22 protein-coding genes are annotated in these 21844 nt (G+C 37.5%); 21 read left to right on the plus strand and 1 reads right to left on the minus strand.

Annotation, left to right across the window (positions count from 1 at the left end):
• Window positions 1–179: 179 nt before the first annotated feature.
• Window positions 180–734: an NADPH-dependent FMN reductase gene (locus FFR60_RS19825; protein ID WP_088932888.1), complete on the minus strand. Its 555-nt coding sequence runs from the start codon at window positions 732–734 to the stop codon at window positions 180–182.
• A gap of 191 nt (window positions 735–925) precedes the next feature.
• On the opposite strand from FFR60_RS19825, the gene rpsP reads away from it, so the two are divergent.
• From rpsP to FFR60_RS19930, 21 genes are all read left to right on the plus strand, one after another.
• The gene (rpsP, locus tag FFR60_RS19830) at window positions 926–1201 is read left to right on the plus strand and encodes a 30S ribosomal protein S16 (RefSeq protein ID WP_088932887.1); all 276 of its coding nucleotides are present in this window, start codon (window positions 926–928) and stop codon (window positions 1199–1201) included.
• A gap of 11 nt (window positions 1202–1212) precedes the next feature.
• Window positions 1213–1458: a KH domain-containing protein gene (locus tag FFR60_RS19835; RefSeq protein WP_086303600.1), complete on the plus strand. Its 246-nt coding sequence runs from the start codon at window positions 1213–1215 to the stop codon at window positions 1456–1458.
• Window positions 1459–1536: 78 nt separating this feature from the next.
• Window positions 1537–2373 carry a membrane lipoprotein lipid attachment site-containing protein gene (locus FFR60_RS19840; protein ID WP_137665507.1) on the plus strand — a complete coding sequence of 279 codons (837 nt, stop codon included), beginning with the start codon at window positions 1537–1539 and terminating at the stop codon, window positions 2371–2373.
• Window positions 2374–2396: 23 nt separating this feature from the next.
• On the plus strand, window positions 2397–2921 hold the full coding sequence (gene rimM, locus FFR60_RS19845) for a ribosome maturation factor RimM (protein WP_088932885.1): 525 nt from the start codon (window positions 2397–2399) through the stop codon (window positions 2919–2921).
• Entirely contained in the window at window positions 2911–3648 is a 738-nt protein-coding gene (gene trmD / locus FFR60_RS19850) for a tRNA (guanosine(37)-N1)-methyltransferase TrmD (RefSeq protein ID WP_137665508.1), read from the plus strand. The genes rimM and trmD overlap by 11 nt, the downstream gene beginning before the upstream one ends.
• Before the next feature lie 190 nt (window positions 3649–3838).
• Window positions 3839–4414, plus strand: coding sequence for a helix-turn-helix transcriptional regulator (locus tag FFR60_RS19855; protein WP_137665509.1), 576 nt, complete (start codon window positions 3839–3841; stop codon window positions 4412–4414).
• Window positions 4415–4555: 141 nt separating this feature from the next.
• Window positions 4556–4903 carry a 50S ribosomal protein L19 gene (rplS, locus tag FFR60_RS19860; protein WP_010746105.1) on the plus strand — a complete coding sequence of 116 codons (348 nt, stop codon included), beginning with the start codon at window positions 4556–4558 and terminating at the stop codon, window positions 4901–4903.
• A gap of 344 nt (window positions 4904–5247) precedes the next feature.
• Window positions 5248–5892, plus strand: coding sequence for a hypothetical protein (locus tag FFR60_RS19865; protein WP_137665511.1), 645 nt, complete (start codon window positions 5248–5250; stop codon window positions 5890–5892).
• A gap of 87 nt (window positions 5893–5979) precedes the next feature.
• Entirely contained in the window at window positions 5980–6330 is a 351-nt protein-coding gene (locus tag FFR60_RS19870; protein ID WP_137665512.1) for a hypothetical protein, read from the plus strand.
• A 2-nt stretch (window positions 6331–6332) separates the two neighbouring features.
• Window positions 6333–6740: a DUF961 family protein gene (locus tag FFR60_RS19875; protein ID WP_137665513.1), complete on the plus strand. Its 408-nt coding sequence runs from the start codon at window positions 6333–6335 to the stop codon at window positions 6738–6740.
• Between the two features lie 499 nt (window positions 6741–7239).
• Window positions 7240–7989 (plus strand): FtsK/SpoIIIE domain-containing protein, encoded by a 750-nt coding sequence (locus FFR60_RS23020; protein ID WP_249355047.1) that lies wholly within the window; start codon window positions 7240–7242, stop codon window positions 7987–7989.
• A 573-nt stretch (window positions 7990–8562) separates the two neighbouring features.
• Window positions 8563–10371: a reverse transcriptase domain-containing protein gene (locus FFR60_RS19885; protein ID WP_137665515.1), complete on the plus strand. Its 1809-nt coding sequence runs from the start codon at window positions 8563–8565 to the stop codon at window positions 10369–10371.
• A gap of 158 nt (window positions 10372–10529) precedes the next feature.
• Window positions 10530–10793 (plus strand): hypothetical protein, encoded by a 264-nt coding sequence (locus FFR60_RS19890; protein ID WP_249355048.1) that lies wholly within the window; start codon window positions 10530–10532, stop codon window positions 10791–10793.
• 34 nt (window positions 10794–10827) lie between these two features.
• Complete coding sequence (locus FFR60_RS19895; protein WP_137665516.1) at window positions 10828–11139, plus strand: hypothetical protein; 312 nt, start codon at window positions 10828–10830, stop codon at window positions 11137–11139.
• 362 nt (window positions 11140–11501) lie between these two features.
• A complete protein-coding gene (locus FFR60_RS19900) occupies window positions 11502–12761 on the plus strand; it encodes a replication initiation factor domain-containing protein (RefSeq protein WP_249355052.1) in 1260 nt (419 codons plus the stop codon).
• Window positions 12751–13299, plus strand: a complete 549-nt coding sequence (locus tag FFR60_RS19905; protein ID WP_137665518.1) for a hypothetical protein — start codon at window positions 12751–12753, stop codon at window positions 13297–13299. The genes FFR60_RS19900 and FFR60_RS19905 overlap by 11 nt, the downstream gene beginning before the upstream one ends.
• Window positions 13300–13306: 7 nt before the next feature.
• Entirely contained in the window at window positions 13307–13801 is a 495-nt protein-coding gene (locus FFR60_RS19910) for an antirestriction protein ArdA (RefSeq protein WP_249355049.1), read from the plus strand.
• A gap of 16 nt (window positions 13802–13817) precedes the next feature.
• Window positions 13818–14354 (plus strand): hypothetical protein, encoded by a 537-nt coding sequence (locus FFR60_RS19915; protein WP_137665519.1) that lies wholly within the window; start codon window positions 13818–13820, stop codon window positions 14352–14354.
• Between the two features lie 296 nt (window positions 14355–14650).
• The gene (locus FFR60_RS19920; protein ID WP_137665520.1) at window positions 14651–17266 is read left to right on the plus strand and encodes a DEAD/DEAH box helicase family protein; all 2616 of its coding nucleotides are present in this window, start codon (window positions 14651–14653) and stop codon (window positions 17264–17266) included.
• A gap of 252 nt (window positions 17267–17518) precedes the next feature.
• A complete protein-coding gene (locus FFR60_RS19925; RefSeq protein WP_137665521.1) occupies window positions 17519–20797 on the plus strand; it encodes a VaFE repeat-containing surface-anchored protein in 3279 nt (1092 codons plus the stop codon).
• 56 nt (window positions 20798–20853) lie between these two features.
• Window positions 20854–21816, plus strand: a complete 963-nt coding sequence (locus FFR60_RS19930; RefSeq protein WP_137665522.1) for a class A sortase — start codon at window positions 20854–20856, stop codon at window positions 21814–21816.
• Window positions 21817–21844 lie beyond the last annotated feature (28 nt).

Consider the following 21844-nt stretch of genomic DNA (forward strand, 5'->3'; position numbering starts at 1 on the left):
AATAAAAGCAACAAAAAAATAGAGTGGATTTCTCCACTCCGAAAAAAGTCTAACTTTTTGGGGTCACTACAGATTTTCTCTTTGATCGGATAGGTCTTTTTGTTGTGAAGCAGAGCGTAAAGTAAAATTAGTGGACAGCAAAAAAATACCCGCATCTCTGCAGGTACTTTCAGCATTAATTATTTAGTTAATTTATTGAAGAACTCAATATATTTGTCAGTGATTGTCTTGAAGAATTCGACTGTACCGTCAGCGATATGACCATCATTGTCAACTAAGTTCATGATACCGCCAATATATGCTTCAGGCTGTTGGAGAGTTGGAACATCTAAGAAGACCAATGATTGACGTAAAGCATGGTTTGCACCAAATCCACCAGGGCCGCCAGGTGAAACGGTCACTACTAAACCAGGTTTGCCGCCCCAAACGCTGCTGCCCATTGGACGAGAGCCAACATCTAAAGCATTTTTCAATGCGGCTGGAACTGAGCGGTTGTATTCAGGTGTTACAAAGAATAAACCATCCACTTCGTTAATATCTTTACGGAAGCGGGTCCAAGCTTCAGGAGCAGCTCCTTCTACTTCAAGATCCTCGTTGTAGAATGGAAGATCATCGATCTTAATAAATTTTGCTTCGAATCCTTCCGGTAATAATTCTGCAAATTGTTTTGCGACGATTTTGTTATAAGAGTCTTTACGAAGACTGCCTACTAAGATACCAATTGTTTTTGTCATAATATTTCCTCCTAATGTGTAATAACATTACGTTTGTTATGCTATGAATATAGCTTACAAAAAATAAGTAACCATTGCAAACAATACGACTCGAGAGGAAAATCAGACTGTAAAGAAAAAACTCTTTACAGCTACCCAAAAGCGTGGTAGACTACATCTTGTGATTAATTATATGGAGGTGTAGTTATACAATGGCAGTTAAAATTCGCTTGAAACGTATGGGTTCTAAAAAGAAACCTTTCTACCGTATCGTTGTTGCTGATTCTCGTTCTCCTCGTGATGGACGTTTTATCGAAACTGTGGGTACTTACAATCCTTTGAAAGACCCTGCAGAAGTCGTATTAAAAGAAGAAGATGTTTTAAACTGGTTACAAAAAGGTGCACAACCTTCTGATACAGTTCGTAACATCCTTTCTAAAGAAGGCATCATGCAAAAACACCACGACGCTAAATTCGCTAAGAAATAAGGTGATCAAATATGCAAGATTTAACTAACCTTGTGTTGACCATTGTCCACCCTTTGGTGACAAAACCTGATGAAGTGAAATTAGAGATCGAAGAATCTAAAGATTTCTTAGAGTACAACTTAACGGTTGCACCTGAAGATATCGGCAGAATTATCGGGAAACAAGGCCGAGTTGCAAAAGCGATCCGTACGATCGTGTATAGTGTTCGGACTAATGGACCGAAAAAAGTTCGTCTTAACATCGTGGATGGTAAATAAAGCAAAGCACTCGAGTCAGTTTGATTCGGGTGTTTTTTCGTTAGAAATACGGTAAACTATGGGTGGAGGTGTTCCAATATGAAAAAATATTTGTTGTTGTTTAGTGCATTGTTTGTTTTGGCTGCTTGTAATTCGGGAAATAATGATTCAAAAGATAGCACCACGAAGTCGACTGCAGCAGCGACTGAGAAAACAAGTTCGAAAGCAACTACAGCCACTTCAGAAAATAGTTCAAGTAAAAATTCGTCAACTACATCAAATACAAAGACGCAAACCAGTTCAACAAAAACAGATTCGTCTCATGGCAATCATGCGATGTCGGCGATGGATGAGCTGCAAGCCAATTATCCAAATGATAAATTTCCTGATCCTGCAACAATCAGCGGAGGGAAACAAATCGGTATCACTGCTTCAGAGGAGCAAGGAACATTGAAGGTCAATTATTATGTTGTGAATGAAGAGACGCCTTTTAATGATCCGGCGCTAAATGACCAAACACCAGTTGCTCAATTCCAACGCAAGGCGTTTGATTCAAAGGAAACAGCTCAAAACGAAGTTGGGCAAACCTATGATCCAAATGGTCAGCAGGTTGATTTAGGGCACAACATTACTGGCTATCGCAGTGCTGGGGCTGGTTCGAGCTTCATTATGTGGAAAGAAGGCAATTGGAGTTTAGCTGTGCGGGCAAATAATCTTGAACAAGAAGATCCTGTTCCGTTAGCAAAACAAACCGTTGAATACCTTGAAGGTGCCTTCTTGCCGGTTCCTAAAGATGCTGGACAAATTTCATTACGGGTAGCACCTGGCGATTTCCAATCAAATAGTGTGGTTTGGCAAGATAATCAAACCGTTTATACAATCATGAACAGTGATTCAATGAGCAGCCTGAAGATGGCTGTCTCAATGGCAAAATAGTTGAAACAGAAAGAGGAAGATTCGTGACTAATTATTATAAAGTCGGAAAGATCGTTAATACTCACGGAATTCGTGGGGAAGTGCGCGTGATTTCTACTACTGATTTTACGGAAGAACGTTATCAAGTCGGAGAGCAGCTTTTCTTGTTCCGTGACAATCAGGATGTTCTTACTTTGACGATCGCAAGTTATCGCAGACATAAAAATTTTGATTTACTGAGCTTTGAAGGCTATGAGAATATCAATTTAGTAGAACCTTTTCGCGATGGGATTCTAAAAATCTCTGAAAAGCAATTAGGGGAACTGAATGAGCATGAATATTATTATCATGAAATCATTGGTCTGACAGTCGTTGACGAAGAGGAGAAGGAAATCGGCAAAATCACTGAGATTCTATCTCCAGGGGCAAACGATGTTTGGGTCGTCAAGCGTAAAGGCAAAAAAGACGCATTGATTCCCTACATTGAATCAGTTGTGAAGGACATTGATTTGACCGAAGGCGTTGTTCACGTGGAAATTCCAGAAGGGTTGTTGGACGATGCGGATTGATGTATTGACCATTTTCCCAAAAATGATCGAGGGACCATTAGGTGAATCTATCATTGGAAAAGCTGTTGAGAAAGAGTTGTTGGAGATCAATGTCCATGACTTCCGTCAATATTCAGACAACAAGCACAAACAAGTGGACGATTATCCTTATGGCGGCGGCGCAGGCATGCTGCTGAAGGTTCAACCGATCTATGATAATTTGAAGGCGATCGAAGCGGAGACCGGCAATCAGAAAAAACGTGTGATCCTGCTTGATCCAGCAGGCAAGCCCTTCAACCAAAAAATGGCGGAAGAATTTTCGCAAGAGGAACAACTGGTGTTTATTTGCGGACATTACGAAGGCTATGATGAACGGATTCGTTCATTAGTGACCGATGAAGTCTCGTTAGGAGATTATGTGTTGACTGGCGGGGAGCTTGGTGCGATGGTCATGATCGATGCGACTGTTCGATTATTGCCAGATGTTTTAGGCAATCAAACATCTGCTAAAACAGATTCGCATTCGACCGGTTTATTGGAACATCCCCAGTACACACGTCCCGCAGAATTTGAGGGCATGGGTGTGCCGGAAGTTTTGATGAATGGCAATCATCGATTGATCGAGGAATGGCAATTAAAAGAATCATTGCGCCGTACGTATTTACGCCGGCCAGATATGCTGGCTAACTTGGAATTAACGCCAGAGATGGAAAAATTTTTAATAGAGATCAAGCAAGAAGAACAATAATTTTTGAAGGAAGTCCTTGATTAGTGGGGCTTCCTTTTTTGCGATTCTTGTTTTTTACCGTTCATTAGTAAGAAAACCGCTGGAAAATCACGTTGTTACGCTTCGTAACCCACTTGCTACAAAGAGAATCTTCCTTTTGCTGTGGATTTCATTGTATGATGGGATCAAGAAATCAGATGGAGGAAAGCAAATGTTAAGTGGAGAAAAAATTCAAATGATGAGAACGGAACATGATTTATCGCAAAAAGAGTTAGCAGAAAAGTTGGGAGTATCCAGACAAGCGATCGCGAAGTGGGAGACGAATCGCGGTATCCCAGATATCGAAAATTTGAAACGAATCGCCCAGTTATTTGAAGTGAGTATTGATTACCTAGTAAGTGAAGAAGAATCAATTCAAGAACATGTAATGAAACTCCCGATTGAACTCGAGCAATATCCTATGCCTAAAGGAAATGCCTTAAGAGAAGATCAAGTAGTTTTAGAAAAATTCCCAGATGCTGGTGCCATTCGAGAATTGTATCGCAGAAGGAAGATGACGACTAAAGAGAACATGGTGGATTTCTTATTATTTCCGGGGATTCAAGAAGTTCAGGATCATTGGCGAGATGCGAGTAAGTATTATTTAATAGAAAGAAACAGCCGCCATTTTCTAGTAAATGTTACAGAAAATGCTGTACTCACTCGCAGATTAGCTATTGATGTTAGCGGAAAATCCTTTGAACTTGCGGGAGATAAGTTCATTAAGACACGGCGGAAACTAAAATAAAGTATTTCTGACAAGAATTTTGTCTTTACAGATAGAAAATCCTCTGTTAGAATATTCAGGTGAGTGTAAAGCTCATCTATTATACGATATTCCGCTGGGGCAGCTGTCCTAAGAATGTTTGGAATAAGGAGAATGATAAAAATGAATCCATTGATTCAAGAACTAACTCAAGAACAATTACGTACTGATATCCCAGCTTTCCGTCCTGGGGACACTGTTCGCGTTCACGCGAAAGTTGTCGAAGGAACTCGCGAACGTATCCAGTTATTCGAAGGCGTTGTAATCAAACGTCGTGGAGCTGGCATCAGCGAAACTTACACTGTACGTAAAATCTCTAACGGTGTTGGTGTGGAACGTACTTTCCCACTACACACTCCACGTGTTGCAAAAATCGAAGTTGTTCGTTACGGTAAAGTGCGTCGTGCAAAACTTTACTACTTGCGTGCATTACACGGAAAAGCAGCTCGTATCAAAGAAATCAGAAGATAAGAAAGCAAAATTCTGTCTATCAAATTTCGAATGTGAAAAGTCCTTGTATATCAAGGGCTTTTTCTATTTCTCTGAATACCTAAAAATCGTAAAATCAGGTGTTTTTGTCTGTAATTGTCCTAGATTGCCCCATTTTGACGATACATGTAGTCAAAAGAGGGTTAAATTTACAGATTTGACTGACGACAAAAGTCATACGAAAATACCAATACGAACCTCTGAATTTAGCAAGTACTGAGGTTGGCTTGCTAAGAAGGGAGACAAAAGCCATTGCATACTTTGCGGTTGCTGAAAAGGTTGATAGGACTATATTCTCTATAATATAGTTGAGAGGAAATTTTATTATGACAGTAGACGATAAGAGAGTGATTTGGAAGCAGAAAAATGATTTGGAGCTAATGCAGATTATTCTCGGTTTTATTGAAAAATATCAAATTGATTCAGTCAGAAAATATCAGCAAAAGCTGAAAGAACATCCTAAAGAAGTTCCTAGTGTATGGTGTATTCAGGAACGTTTCGGTTCTTGGGATAAATTGTTGATCCAGTTAGGTGAAAGTAGAAATGAAAGATATTGCTGGTCAAAAATGTCTGATCAAGATTTAGAAGAGATAGTTAGAAATTTTATCAACTCAGAGGTAATTCGTTCCCAAAGAGAATATGAAAGAAAAAGTGCAGGTAACATGAATGTTCCTTCACTAGATACTTTGAAAAAAAGGTTTGGAGATATTAAGCCCCTTTTTAAAAGGCAAGTTAAGGAGACGATTTCCGATTTTGAGATTCTTTTTGAACTGAGACGAGAAATAGTCAGATTAGGTTTAGAAAAATCATTATCAATGACTGAGTTTAGAAAAAGAGTCAAATCAGAAACTTTACCTTCTGTAGATACGATTATGCGAAGAACAGGTAAATCGTGGGAAGATTTAATGAATGAGATAGGCTTTGATTACAGAACTATAAAAGTTGAGAAATTAACTAAAAATTTCAAATAAAGATGAAAGAGAATTGGTGAAAAGCTGATTCTCTTTTTTGTTTGGAAAAATTAATTTAGGTCAACACAAAAGAAAAGAGGAAAAAATTTGAAGTTAATTAAAATTAAAGTGAAAAAAGAATGGGTCGGTAGAATCTTCATTCTAGGTACACAGTTCAAGGAAGCACCAAAAGAGGTAAATGGAGTTCTTGGTAGCTATGTAAAATTTTATGGTGATTCGGAAAAACATGGTGCTTTACCAATTGTCGTTGATAAAAGTGCCGCAGCTTTACCAGAAGGAGAAGTCGAAGTCGAGTTCGAAGAGGCTTACTTAGTCCCTGATAAAGTTCGTATTACAAGTCGAGAAACCAATGATGATGGTCGAATGATCAATTCAGTAAACGGTTATTTAGACTTCTCTCTTTATTTATCGGGCGTAACAGTTAAGGAAGGTGTGTAGGTATGGTATTAAAATTTAAGGACAACAACAATATTACTGCAGCTTTAGATGTTTCTAGCTTGGGAGCGATCCGTTTTAGTTCATTAGAAGATCACGTTTTAGGCTTTGATGAAGAAACCCGACAAAGCACTGGTGAGATCACTAAAAAAAGGGCAGAGTTGATTTTTGGAGATAAACGAAAGATTTCAAGTCGTGTCACATTTCCACCAACGGCTGAAATTGAAAATTTTAAATGGCGTGAGGCTGTTGAACTGGTAAATCCAGAATTTCACTTAACTTACATTGCGGCTCAAGATGGAAACCGTGAGTACTATGAGCTAGATATTTATGCTGATGGATTGAAGAGAGTATCGGATCAAAAAGCAGCGGAAACAATCCAAAGTAATTCAAACAATAAAAAGAAAAAATAGGTGGAGTTCAATTGAAAAGGAAGGTGATCATTAAATGAGTTTGTTTTCCTACAAAGGAAAGAGACTTCAGCTGTATTATCAATACTTAAATGTATGGTACACCTTTCTTTTTTCTCTTCCATCATTTGCTATGGTTATTTGGTTATGCTGGACAAGGCAGGCAGAAATCATATCTTATGTGAATGGGAATCAGCGATATTTTCAACAAATAGCGATTGCAGGAACACTTGGTTTGTTTTTACTACTCTCAAATGTCTGTATTTCCATATCAGTTATTAAGCAATCCAGATTGAAAGGTGGTTATTTCAGCAGGATTCAAAGATGCCAATGGTTGCTGAAATATCTGATTGAAAATAATTTGGTAGATATAAAAAAGAAAAAGACAGAAAGCGGATCGCAAGAATTGCTTCAAACACCAAGTGTTTATTATCGAAGAAAAGATTCCCTGGATTGTTTCACATTCAAATTAGGTGGAAAACACCACAAGGAGTTCCTATTAATGGGATCAATTCTAGAAGAATTGTTTTTAGGTGATCTAGTTGAAGTGGATCGTGTACCTATGCTTGTAACTTATAAACTGTTATTGGACACAAAAGATCGCCGAATGTCTATTCGAGAAGTCAAAGCAAAAGATGGATCAATCGAGCTGATGAAAGGAGTCTTTTGGGACTACGATAAAATGCCAAATATGCTGATAAGCGGAGGAATCGGTGGTGGTAAGACTTATTTCATTTACACATTAATCAAGGTGTTTATGGAAATTGGAACGGTAAAGATTGCTGATCCGAAACGGTCTGACTTAGGTGTTTTAGCTGAACTTCCTGCATTTAAAGGGCATGTTGTGATGGAAAAAGAAGAGATTTTCCGCTTGTTAGAGGACAGTCTGGAAATGATGATCAAGCGCTACAAATATATGCGTGAACATGAAAATTATACTATGGGAAAAAACTATGCTTTTTATAAGATGCCTCCATACGTTGTGATCGTGGACGAATGGGCGGCCTTTTTTACTACCCTAGACTACAAAGAAACGGAACGAGTCTTGAAGGTACTGATGCCATTGATCTTACAAGGTCGTCAAGCAGGAGTCTATATGATTATTGCTTTGCAGCGGCCAGATGCCCAAAATTTACCCAATGGACTACGAGATAATCTACTCGCAAAGGCTTCATTAGGTCGATTATCTGAGCTTGGGTACAAGATGACCTACGGAGTGCGCCCGTACGGGCCTGTAATGATTGTGTGCTAACAACACACTAGAGAATAAGATACGAATTTTTACTCTATTAACAACCAACTTATCTGCAAGGGAAACTAAGCAGGGAGTGTAGCATGTTGGTAAAGCCGCAAGTTGGAAAACTATCTATCCACGACTGAGCTGGCAAGTTAAAAAATAAAAACAAGGATGAAAGCTATACTGCTTGAATGGTGGTCTGTCTGAGTCAGTCATCCCTACAACGAAAGATAGTTAGATACGTTGTATGTTGTTAGATGTTATAGGTATCGCCCGAAGTCTATAACATACGTATCTCTAACAACGAGAACTTCTATAAAGAAGAATACAGATGAAACCCACATCCGAAATTTTATGCAGTTATTATTACAGGCACTAAACGGGGATTACCTAAGTTGGAATGCTCGTAAGAGCTATGTGCAATGCCAGTCATGGTGATAAAGCTCAAGAGGAATCAAGAGCGATGGCACTGAATATCCAATAAGGTAACGGAGATTTCGTAGTAGTCTGAGCTAGGGAAAGCCTAGTACATGGCGAAGGGAATCAGCTTGTTTCGTTTAAATAATTAAGGAAGGAGCGTGAGGCTCTATGAGAAATCCAGAAGTTATTCTAAACAATCTAGCAAAGAAAACAAAGCAAAAAGACTATAAGTTTGAAAGAATCTACAGAAATCTATACAATCCAGAATTCTATATTATGGCTTATGGGAATATCGCTTCAAAAAGTGGCAACTTAACACCTGGTGTTTCTAGCGAAACAATTGATGGTTTTAATCTGACAAAAATAGAAAAATTGATTGAATCTCTAAAATCAGAAAACTATCAACCTAAACCAGTGAAACGTATTTACATTCCAAAGAAGAATGGAAAGAAACGACCACTAGGTATCCCTACTTTTATAGATAAACTTCTTCAAGAAGTTATTCGCATGGTTTTGGAAGCTATTTATGAAGGAGAATTTAGTTCTTCCTCACATGGATTTCGACCTAATAGAAGTTGCCATACTGCACTTGGAGACATATCCAATACATTTAACGGAAGTAAGTGGTTTATTGAGGGCGACATTTCGTCTTTCTTTGACAACATTGATCATCATATTCTCATTCAATTATTGAGCAAAAAGATTAATGATCATCGATTCTTACGTCTATTATGGAAGTTTTTGCGTGCAGGCTATTTAGAAGATTGGAAATTCAATAAAACTTATAGTGGAACACCGCAAGGTGGAATCATTTCACCAATCTTATCAAACATTTACTTGAATGAATTGGATAAGTACATGGAGGAATATAAAGCATCATTTGAACTAGGTAAAAAACGGAGAAAAGATGAAAGCTATAAACGGCTTGAATCGAAGATGTATTGGCTAAGGAAAAAACTAAAAAATGAGCAACTAACAAATACAGAGAAACAAGTAATCATAGATCAGTTGAAGGCTATGCATGATCAATTAATACAACTACCTTATTCAGATAGTTTTGATGAAAGTTATCGAAGAATCAAATATGTTCGATATGCCGATGATTTTATTATTGGTCTGATAGGTTCAAAAAAAGATGCAGAAACTATCAAAAGTGATATACAACGATTCTTAAAAGAAAAATTGAAAATAGAACTTTCAATGGAAAAGACATTGATTACTCATTCTGGAAAGTTTGCGAAATTTTTAGGTTATCACGTAGTCGTAAGTAGAGATAAAGCAGTCAAGAGAGATAAAAACGGTATAAAAAAACGCTATTACTCCTATAAGTGTAAACTCTACATCCCTAAAGAAACATGGATTAACAAATTAAAAGAATTGGGGACAATTACAATCCGACAAGATGGGTCATGGATGCCAAAGCATCGAGCAACACTCATCTATTTAAGTGATATTGAAATTTTAAGTACTTACAATGCAGAAATTCGTGGGATTTACAACTATTTTTGCCTAGCTAGCAATACAAATGTGCTAAATTCGTTCATGTACGTAATGCGCTATAGCTTATTTAAAACATTAGCTGCAAAGTATCAATCGTCTATCGCTAAAATTCTTAGAAAATATAAGCAAAATGGCGAGTTCATGATTCCTTATGAAACGAGGCAAGGAACAAACTATCGTTTGTTATATAATGAGGGATTTCCCAAAAAGAAAACAGTAAACAGATCCTCTAAAATTGACAGCTTTCCAGATACGATTATCTATAAGTCACGAACGGAATTAACCCAACGGCTAACTGCCAACAGATGCGAATGGTGTAAAGAAACCGAAGGTAGAATGGAAGTTCATCATGTTAGGAAGCTGAAAAATTTAAAAGGAAAAAAACAATGGGAACAAGTAATGATAGCAAGAAGGAGAAAAACACTGATTCTTTGTCATAACTGTCACGTGAAATTGCACGCTGGCAAGCTAGATTAAACAAGTGGAAAGCCGTATACATCGAGAGGTGTACGTACGGTTTGGAGGGGAGTATTTGGAAACCTGCTATAGAGATATAGCAAGGCGCTGGGTACTTACCCTACGACGACAACAAAAATAAAAGTTTCGTTAATAAATCTGGTGTCGGTAGAGGGTATTTGGATATCGGTAAAGGCATTCCTCAAGAATTGTACAGTCCATTTGTTCCCGATGACTTTGATTTTTTAACGGAGTTCGATAAATTTGATCGAATGATCGAGCTTGATTTTGATGCGATGCGAATTACGAAAAAGGATCAGGAATTGATGGATGCCATGTATAACGAGGAAGATGAGCTGCAGACAAGAAAGCTGATTTCAGAAGAATATCAAAAGGAAAGACAAGAACGATTGAACCAATTGGAAAACATTACGATCGAGTAGCTTGTGTTGTTCTGTATCAAGGAGGTGACGGACTGTGAGTGAAAAATACTACCGAGTAAAAACGGCTGCCAAACTAATTGATCCAAACTTTTCTGCTCGAACCTTATATTCATGGATCGCAAAAGTTGAAAAACGAACCACCTATCATTTTTTACGAAAGAGTATTTTGCGAAATGGCATTCCTGTTGTTCAGATTTTATTGAAGGAAGAGGATATTCAACTACTGAAAAAATTGTATTCATTGAGGAATAAGGAAAAGAAGGAGTTAACAGCGGCTATTTTCGCCACCTTCTTGTCACCAGAAGAACTCGATGAACGATTAACCATGGAACGAAATATTTTTTAACCAACTACTAGCCAACATAGATACTGGTGGGGAACTATGCCCAGCATAGCCATGCACTCAATCGAGCGTGGCGTTTGCACTGACAGCGGCGTCAGCCGCTTATGTCAAGGGCAAACGCTCACGCCATGAGTGCGCCTGCCCTAAACCGTTACCCCCCAGTATCTAATAGGGGGGGTAGAATTAAAATAACGAAAAGAAAAAAGTGTCAGAAAGATTGATAGGACAAGGCTCATCGAAGATGACGTTTTGTGTCCTTTTTGATGATTTTGAAGGGACACAAAAATGAAAAACAAGTCCTATCAAGGGTTTAAATACCCTTTTCAATCACTGTGAAAAATATGATTTCGTTATTTATAAAAGGTGTGGAACAATTGGAGCCTAAAGAATTACGAAACTATCGCTATAAATTTGGGTTATCCAATGAACAAACAGGAAAGGTAAAACCCGTCTCACAACATAAATTTTCCCAGATATTGGCGATCTCTTTATCCTATTACAAAAAAATGGAACAAGGGAAGCGTCCAATATCTACAGAAGTGAAACAAAGGCTGGATGACTATTTTCGTGTGTACATGAAACACGGCATAGAGATGCGAGTGATGATTGACTATTTGCGTTTGTCCTTTTTCGAGGCTGATCCAAAAGACGTGATTCAATCCGTATTAGGGATGAATGAATTAGAATTTGAGACTCGCTCAACAGGACTCTATATGTTTGACCAAGTTTCTGTACGTGGAAATATTTGGGTCTTTTGGCATACGAAGGAAACAACAAAAAATGTGCTGGTCCAATTTTCAGGTCAAGGTTGTCGAGAATACGAACTTGTCTTGAAGGAGCGACAAACAGATTGGCAAGAGTATTTGTTGCAGCTTTGGCAAAAACAAGGAAGGATGGAAAGCTGTTATGGTCGTGTGCAATGCAGCCGACTCGATATTGCCATTGATGAAATGTGGCTGCGTGAAGATGAAGAGTATTTTGATTTATTCTCTATTTTGGAGAAAGAACATAAAGGACTGATCGAAGACAGCTTCAAACTATTTGAAAATTATGGCGGATATTATACCGAATCAGGGATGGCTAGAAATAAAGGGCTGTCCCTCTATTTTGGTTCAAGAAAGTCTCCATTATTCTTCAACTTCTATGAGAAGCGCTATGAGATAGCGAATCGTGAACGGATATCAGTGGAAGAAGCTTTATTGAAATATGGCATTTACAATCGGTATGAGCTGCGGTGTGCGTCAGAAAAGGCCATGAATGTCATAGAACGATTTATTACTGGGACAAATCTTGGTGAGATTGGTGCTGGACTAATCAATGACAAATTAACCGTCTTTGATCTATTGGATTCCGAATCAAAAATTGTCAATGAACGCTGGGCCAAAATGTTTCGAACGGTGAGAGAGTTAAATTTTTCGATGAAAGCAGAGAAGTTTTCCATTGAACGAGCGGAGCGCTGGTTTGAAACACAAGTCGCTCCTACGCTAAAGCTGTTAAAAATAGTGGATGAATTGTCGGGACGTGATTTCGTCAATGCCACCATTGAAAATGTGGAATTGAGTGAAGACAAGGAAAATTATCTCACTTGGTTTCAATCGTCAGGAGGTGATTTGATTGGAGGATAAGAAGGCTTATGTTTATTCAGGAATCAAGTATTATCAAAAACAATTAACGGCTATTGATGAACGAATCAAGGAATTAAGTACGTTCAATTATTCCAAGAGTTTGATTGAACGAAAGCTAAAGCGAGGAGAACACCAAGGTGATCCAGCATGGCAAGAAATTACCCGTCTGTTAGAGGTGCGAAAAAGTTACGAACTCGAATTGGAAAACTTACGTTGGCAAGTGACTTCTAGTGATTTGAGTCTGATTGAGTTTTATTCATTCGCTATGCCTGTGCAGGCATTAGTAGCGGTAAAAATTGGCGTAAAGTCATTAGGTGTTTATGCAAACTGCGTTACTGAAATTTATCATCAAAAGGTCTGTTGTGAAAAGGTTTCGCTACTTGATGTGCAAGAAACAATGAGACAAGCCGTCTGTGAGGAATCGCAACATAAACTAACAGAAGATCGCATTCAAGAAGAATTAGTTGATTTAGGTAAGTATGGGAAAGAATCCTTTTACCAGGGATCGGTCATACTGATAGAAAATACTTTCGTATAGAGAGGGAGTGAATCTGATAGAAGCAAAAATTTATATTGCGAATCTTTCCAAATATGTTGGCGGAACCATTCAAGGCGATTGGTTTGATTTACCAGTGGAGTATTCTGAAATTGTAGGTAAATTAGGGCTAAACGAATCCGAAGAAGAAACGATTATTTTAGACTATGAAGCCCCATTTATGATACACGAATACGATGGCTTGGATTATCTAAATGAACGCTATGAATTGTATTCGGAATTACCAAGCGAAGTACGTGATAACGCAAAGATACTCATTGGTGATTTGTTTTTTTCAGAAGAAGACTTGTTGGAAAATCACGAGGATGTGACCTTTCTACCAGATGTGGATACGGATGAAAAACTAGGTAGTTATTGGGTAGATGAGGGACTGATTTCTGTACCAAAAGAATTAATCTATTACATTGATACGGAGGCTCTTGGTCGAGATATCCGAATGAATGGAGAGATTACCTATGTTACTGAGGGGTGCTTTATGAAATAGAGGAGTATTTAGCTAAATGACAAGAATAAATTATGTAGGTTCTTTTCATCAAGGAAATAATGATTTATTGCAGACTATAGAAGAATGCCAAGCTTTCTTTGGTGAAATTTATCATTGGTACAAATCAAAATTAACCAACTATCTTGAAATCAATCCATTCAAAGACTTAACGTTTGAACCATTTTTCGAACGATTCAGAAACCTATATATCAAAGAACGAGAACAGTTAAAAAAGCAAGATAATCCCGTCACCTTTGAGTGGTTGGATGGGATTTTCAAAAGGAAAGTCTATGATCCGATACTTGGTCAAGTAGTTGAACGATTGAGAGAGGTGGACCAAGAGCGGACGTACTTCATGAACTATGTTAAAAAGAGACAATGGCAGGTAACAGATCAATTTTGGGAAGGCCTTTGGGCATATGGAGAGATTCGTGTAATAGAAATCAATTCTGCTTATGCTGAAAAGTTGATCCCAATTGATTTTGCAGAAAAATGTCATTTGAGAATAGTGATTATGGATGAATGTAATAAGATTTTAAAGCAAAGCAAGTGATAGTTCTTTTTGATTAAAATTAATCAAGTAAACTAAAGAACATAAAACACTTGAATTTTAGTAAATTGAACAAATATCAATGAATCAAAATTCATAAATACTTTGTAATCATTTTACAATTCAAATGAGCATTTAAATTTAAGATTTTGAATTTATAGGATTTGAATTAACTTTTAGGTAATAAGATAACTTTTAAATATCTTTGTTAAAGTTAATGTAACCTTCATAACTATCGTGATATAATGTTTTTGATGATTTTGTAGCACGATTAAAAAGACTTGAAATGAGGGACACGAATGGCTTTTAACACAAGAAATAAAGATAATAAAAATTTTAATACACCTCAAGAAATGTTTAAAGACAATAAAAAGAGAAAAATTGAAGGGCCTCTTGCATATCAGTCAAAAATGATAGATATATACATGCAGACGGCCTTTAAGAGTAAAGATGTTGCTATTGAATTGCCTACTGGTAGTGGAAAAACAATAATTGGACTTCTCATTGGAGAATTTAGAAGAAGAAAATATAACGAGAAGGTTGTTTATGTTTGTCCTAATAATCAATTAGTAAATCAAGTTGCAGAAACAGCAGAAGAAAAATATGGAATATCGGTTACAACATTTACTGGCTCAAAAAAGGAGTACAATCCACAGGACAAATCAGAATACTTACGTAGTACAAGTATGGCTGTAACAAATTACAGTTCTATTTTTAATGCAAATAGTTATTTTCAAAATGCTGACGTATTAATTTTTGATGATACCCATAGCGCAGATGGATATATAGCGAATAATTGGACTTTAAATATTAATCGCTATATTGATAAAGATTTATTCTATCAACTTCTAGCTACCATGAAATCAATCATATCTGAATCAGATTACGATAGGATGTGGAGCGAAAATTTAACAGAAGAGGACAAAAATTGGTGCGATTTGGTTCCAGCACTCCAGTTGAAAGAAATTGAGTCCTCAATAAAGACTCAAATTGATAACTATGTTGAGGATACTGATATGTATTATTCTTGGTCAAAAATCAGAAATAATCTTTTAGCATGTAATGTCTATTTGAGTAAAAATGACATATATATAAGACCAGTAGTACCTCCGACTCAAAGTTTGGACACCTTTTCAAATCCCAAGCAAAGGATTTATATGTCAGCAACTCTAGGGAACAGTGGAGAACTTGAAAGATCGATGGGTGTTTCAAAAATAAAAAGACTTAATTTAAAAAAAGAAGATTCCATAACTACAATTGGTAGAAGATATTTTGTTTTCCCTGGGGCCTCATTTAACGAGGAATCAAAGTTTGAAATTATGGCCAAACTTAGCATGACTCAACCGCGTAGCCTCATTCTCACAGAAAGTGACGAGCAAGTAAGGAATATTAGTGAAAAGCTGATTGAACAAGCAGTACAAAATATCTATCAGAAGGAAGATTTGAAAAATTCATTTAGTGAATTCGAAAACGTGGAGAATGGAGTGGCTGTTCTTGCGAATCGTTTTGATGGAATAGATCTTGGTGGAGATAAATGCCGTATGTTAATGTTGTATAATTTGCCGACTACGGTAAATTATCAAGAGAAATTTTTTAAGTCAAAATTAGCCACAGGGATTCTTTATACGGAGAGAATAAAGACAAGAATTACACAGGCTGTAGGTAGGTGTACTAGATCAGACACTGACTATTCGGTAGTGGTGGTTCTTGGAGATGATCTTGAAAATGCTCTTCTCAGTTCAAAGATGACTCAGGGATTTACGCCAGAACTAACCGCAGAAATTAATGTTGGATTTGAAATGATTAGTCAGAACCAGTCTTCTATTCAGGATTTGATTGATAACGTTAACTTGATATATCAACAAGGAGAAGATTGGTCAGATTTAGAATCGGAAATTATATCTGAAAGAGATGAAATACTATTATCTGATGTTAGCGATGAATGGAAGACAACAGAAAAATATATGGAAAGCCTTAGAAAGTCGGCAACTCATGAAGTGAATTTTCAATACCATCTTTGGAATGGAAAATATGAGGAAGCCCTACAGGAGATAGATCGGATACTTCCCCTTTTAGATGGTGGCGAACTAAAAGGGTATAAAGCATACTGGATTTATATGAGTGGTGTTGTAAATATGCTAATTTATCAAGTAAATAACGTGGAGGTATATATCAAAAAGGCTAATAGCCTTTTTGAGCAAGCCGCTACATTATCAAGTACTATTCGATGGTTTAGGAATCAGAAAAAATACTTGACTTCTTCTACTACAGAACTTGAAAATAGAGATTTATCGACAATTGCAGCTAGCAATATTGAATCACAACTAGTAGCAACGAAACTTTTTAAGCAAAATGAAGAATTTGAAACTCAAGTTTCACAGGTATTTTGCGATTTAAGTAGTTCCGACGGAAAGGTATTTGAGAAAGGGTTAGTAAATCTTGGAAAGTTAATAGGATATATGAGCATTAATAGTGAGAATAGTGGTGATCCAGATCCTCGATGGATGTTAGAAAACAAGCTTTGTATAGTAACAGAGTGTAAGATTTTCGAATCAATTGATCAGGAAATTTCAATCAATAATGTTAGACAAGCAGCAAGTCACATTAATTGGATAGAAGCAAATCAGCCAGGTGTTAGTTCTGATACTAAAGTAATATCATTATTTATCTCAAATTCCTCTAGTATTGATGAGAAAGCGAGAATTCATGCAACAGATTTATTTTATTGTAATAGAGAAAATATTATACAGTTTGCTCATAAAGCAATTGGTACAGTTAGAAACATAAGAAGAAATTTTGTTGAGGAAGGAAGCATTAAGTGGAGAGAGTTTTCTGTAAAATTATTTGAAACAGATGAATCTGGCCCAGAAGAGTTCTTGTCTCTAATTTGTTCAAAAGAACTAAAAGATTTGTAATTAATTTTGCATACTAACCAATTATATAATCTCCGATAAGATAGGTTTGTTGATCTACAAGATTCTTTTATTGCAGTAAAGATATATAAAACAGAATAAATTATCCATAGCAACGTTCTAAGAATTCCATTCATAGACGTTGCTATTTTTTTGTCTAAAAATGGTGGTGATTGCTTTTCATCGAATTAGAAATAGAAGTCCTTAATCATTCCAACAGGAAAAAAACAACAAAACTATTATGGAGGAACGTTTATGAAAAGAAAAATCAGTAGAATTATTTTTTCACTTGTAATGATCGTGACACTGCTTACTCAGATAATCCCCTTCAATGCGATTACTGCTTATGCAGAAAGCACTGAGACAACACAAGTACAAAAGCATGAGGAGAAACAACAAACCACAGATTCGACAAAAGAGGAGCTACCTGAATCAACAAGTGAATCTGTTAAGGAGACTATCGAAAGCACCAGTAAATCAAAGGTTCCTGAGAGTTCTAAAGAACAAGAGACTATTGAATCTGTTAGTGAAGACAACAGTGAAAAAGAAAAAGTAGACTTGGATGGTAGTGTCTATGGTTCTGGTGCAGGCGTTCCTGGAGAACAAGTGCTTTTTCCAAGAGCGAGAGCACTTTCTCCTGATCTACCAACATTCTTTGGTATTTCGACAAATGCGATTACTGCAGAATTGACCGCCCATCAAAATGATTCCTTCTATTTGGGCACACCTTACCGTGGTTTGTATCTGAACCCCGATGAAGCCTATTGTTTGAGTCCCAACGGAGCACCAACAAGTTATGGACCTGGGATGAACTGTACAGGATTTGTGGCGACAGTTATTCGTAGAGCTGGTGGCGATATCTCAAGAATCACCAACAACAGCTCTGGTTTCGGTGGTGCTGCGAATGCCTATAACTGGCGTGATGTGTTACGTTCAACGACTTATGGGGATACTTACAACTCAGTATCTGAAATGTTGGCAAGTGGCACGATGCGTAAAGGCGATATTATCTACTTTGAACCCGATAAATCAGTGACGAATTACGATTGCCATATTGGCTTTTTCTGGGGAAACACTTCAAGTGACAACAAGTTCTGGCATAGCTATGATCCAGGAGACAACATGATTTCTGAGATCAAAGCGAAATCCCCTGCAGAAAAAATCTATGTTTTCCATAATGCACCACCAGAAGTACCAAAAGGAAAGGTACTGTTGAAAAAAATCGATGACACTGGTAAGGCACTTGAAGGTGTTGAATTCAAGCTTACTGCAAATGGAAAAGCGACTACGAGTAAGACCAATAATAAAGGTGAACTCACTACGCCTGATTATGAGGTCGGAACAGAACTTCATTATGAAGAAACAGTTACCATTGCAGGCCATTATATTGATTCTGCTTCCAAAGGAACTGTCACAATTGAGGAAGGGACAAACACGATTACCGTGAAAAATCCTCGTTATGCCAATCTGACCTTGAATAAAAAGAACGATGCGGGCACTAACCTAGAGGGTGTTGAATTTAAACTTACCTATAACGGGAAAGAGCATAAAGTGAAGACCGACAAAAACGGTCAAATCAATGTGTTGAATCAGCTAAAGGACAATACAAAAGTGGATTGGGAAGAAACCGCCACAATCGCTGGTCATTATATTGACACTGCGAATGCCAAAGGATCGCTAGTCGTTAAATCTGGTTCCAATACAATCAACGTTACCAATCCACGATATGCCAATCTAACCCTAATCAAACAAAACGATAAAGGGAAAAATTTAGAAGGCGTGGAATTCAATCTTCATTACAATGGCAAGGATCATAAAGTGAAGACGGACAAAAACGGGATGATCAAAGTGACCAATGACTTGAAGCACAATACAAAAGTCGATTGGGAAGAACTGAAAACGATTAAAGGTCATTATATTAATCCTGAACACTCTAAAGGTTCTTTAGTGGTTAAGTCTGGTGAGAACACCATTAATGTGAATAACCCAACGTTAAACTTTGGGATGACTTCTCAAGCGAGTAATCAAGATGGCGCTCAATTTGTCAATCCAATGAAGGGCCAACAATTACGGGATGAAGTCATGATTCAAGCCAACCAAGCACCTACCAATGCGAAATTACGATTAACGAGTGATTTTGTCGAATTTGGGACAGGTGAACAATTGGGCGAAGAATCATTGAAGCAAGTCAATGAGTTCGAAGCGAAACAACCAGTATTTGTGAAGAATATTTATTTAGACTTTGACGCAACAGGCATGAATGGTAAAAAAGGTGTTTGGACGAACGTATTAGAATTTTACAATCCTTCCACCGAGTCATGGGAAGAAGTGGCTCGCCATGATGACTTGAAGAATGAAGCAGAGTCGATTCAATTTGTGGCTCCTGAGATTCATACTGAGTTTTTCTTCTATGATCAAAACAGCAATGAAACCAAATTGACTGATCCATTGAAAAAAGTGAAAGGTTTTGACCGTGTATTCTATAAGTATTTGATTTCTGGTCAAACCTATACCTTTGATTTATCTGTGATGGATCGTGAAACGGAAAAAGAGTTCCAAGACCCGAATGGAGAGATCATTACAGGATCAATTACAGTGGTTGCAGGAGTTGATGGTGAAGTGACTTCTACCATCAATGCAAAAGAATACTATGAAAATCTAGCAAAAGAAGAAGCGGAAAAAGAAGCCGATAGTGGAAAAGAGAAAGAAGAAAGCAACGATTCGGATGAATCAAAAGAAGCGATTAAGCCTATGGCTGCAGAAGAAATTGTGGATGCAGAAGTCCCAGCAGCAGAAGAGGATCAAGAAGACGCAACGGAATTCTCAACATTGAGTGAGGTTGAGTTACTAGAAGGTTATATCGATGTACCATTTGAAGCGGACTTGTCTGCGGCGAATGGAAAAATCTTAGTTGCTTATGAGCAGCTTTCAATCAATGACACACCGATTGCGGAAGAAAAGACGATTGATAATGAGAAACAAACAGGGAAAGTAAGAAGTCCTAAGATCGGGACAAAGGCGCTGGTCAATGGTGAAGTAGAAGTAACCACTGATGGTAAAGTAACCCTAACAGATGAAGTCGGCTTTGAAGATTTAACGCTTGGTGTAGAGTATGGACAAAAAGTCATTTGGATGGACCCACGTACAAAACAACCTGTCATGATTGATGGAAAGGAACTCACTTCAACCATCAAATTTACACCAAAAGAATCAACGGGATCGGTTACGGTCACAATTGAAGATGTGGCGGTTCAACAATTATTCGGTAAGGACAATAAGATTCAATTGGTTGCTTTTGAGGAAACAACATCTAATGATGAGGTTGTGGCTTCTGAAAAAGACTTCAACAACAAAGGCCAAACTATTACTATCAATAAACCCGTTGAGCCATCGAAACCAATGAGCCCAACAAATACATTGCCTCAAACTTCTGGATCACTAGGGGACGCAACAACCTGGTTAGTCTTAGGTCTTGTATTGATTGCAGGAACCATTTTTGTAGTCGTGAATAAGAAACGTCAAAACAAGAAATAAGAATTTTTCAAAGCGTCCTTTCTTTAGGGCGCTTGATTTTTTCTAAGGAGGAAAGCGTGAAAAAGATATGGGGAATCGTTCCTTTTTTATGGATTCTTTTGGGACTCATTGTTTTTGGGGCAAGCTATTTCGGCTATCAGTTATTGCTTCATGCGAATGAGCAGGCAGAACAACTAACCTATCCTATTGAATCCCATGGTGAAACGAAAGAAAAGCAGAAACGAAAAATAAAGAATGCCGTTTATTGTCCACGACAAATTGAGCCCGTTACACCAAAAACCTATGCGAAAGCTCAATTGCACTATACAGAAATCCTGAATCAGTGGGGCATAGGTGCCTTGTTTATTCCGAGTGCAAATATTCACTCAAAAATTCTGGCTGGGATGGCGAATCAAAACTTGATGGTCGGTGTTGGAACCTACTACAAGGATCAACAATTATCCAAAGATAATTACGTTCTCTTGGCTCACAATCTGGTTCAAGGAGGCGGAACTCTTGGAAACCTACCAAAGACTTCTTTGCAGGAAATCATTTATGCGACTGACTTTACGAATGTGTATGAGTATCAAGCGACAAAAAATGAAGTCGTACCAGCAAGTCGGGGTGATCTGTTGGCTATTCCAGAGGGTGATAAACCTGCAGTCCTTACGCTTATTCGATGTGAAGGTGGGAACAATACGTCCAACCGAGCGGTTGTTCAAGGAGAATTTTTGAAGGACTATCCAGTGAGTGAAGCAAGTGCTGAGGTCAAACTTGGATTGGGATTAGTTGAAAGTCATTTAGTCATTGATGATACATTGATTAGTTCACAAAACAAATCCAGTAAAACAAAAGCTCACATACAAGCGAAAAAAGAATCAAAGTTGAAGAGACAAAAAACTAGGTATTCACCTATTCAAACACTTTGTATTTATCTATTTACTGTATTAAATGAGTTCCCTTTTTTGATGGGAATTAGTTATTTAGTGGGATTACTTATTTCAACACACATAGCAACTCGCAAACAGGTTGAGTTTTAAAAAATTAGGAGGAGATTATTATGCTTTG

The organism is Enterococcus hulanensis, from assembly GCF_005405485.1.
Taxonomy (GTDB): domain Bacteria; phylum Bacillota; class Bacilli; order Lactobacillales; family Enterococcaceae; genus Enterococcus_A; species Enterococcus_A hulanensis.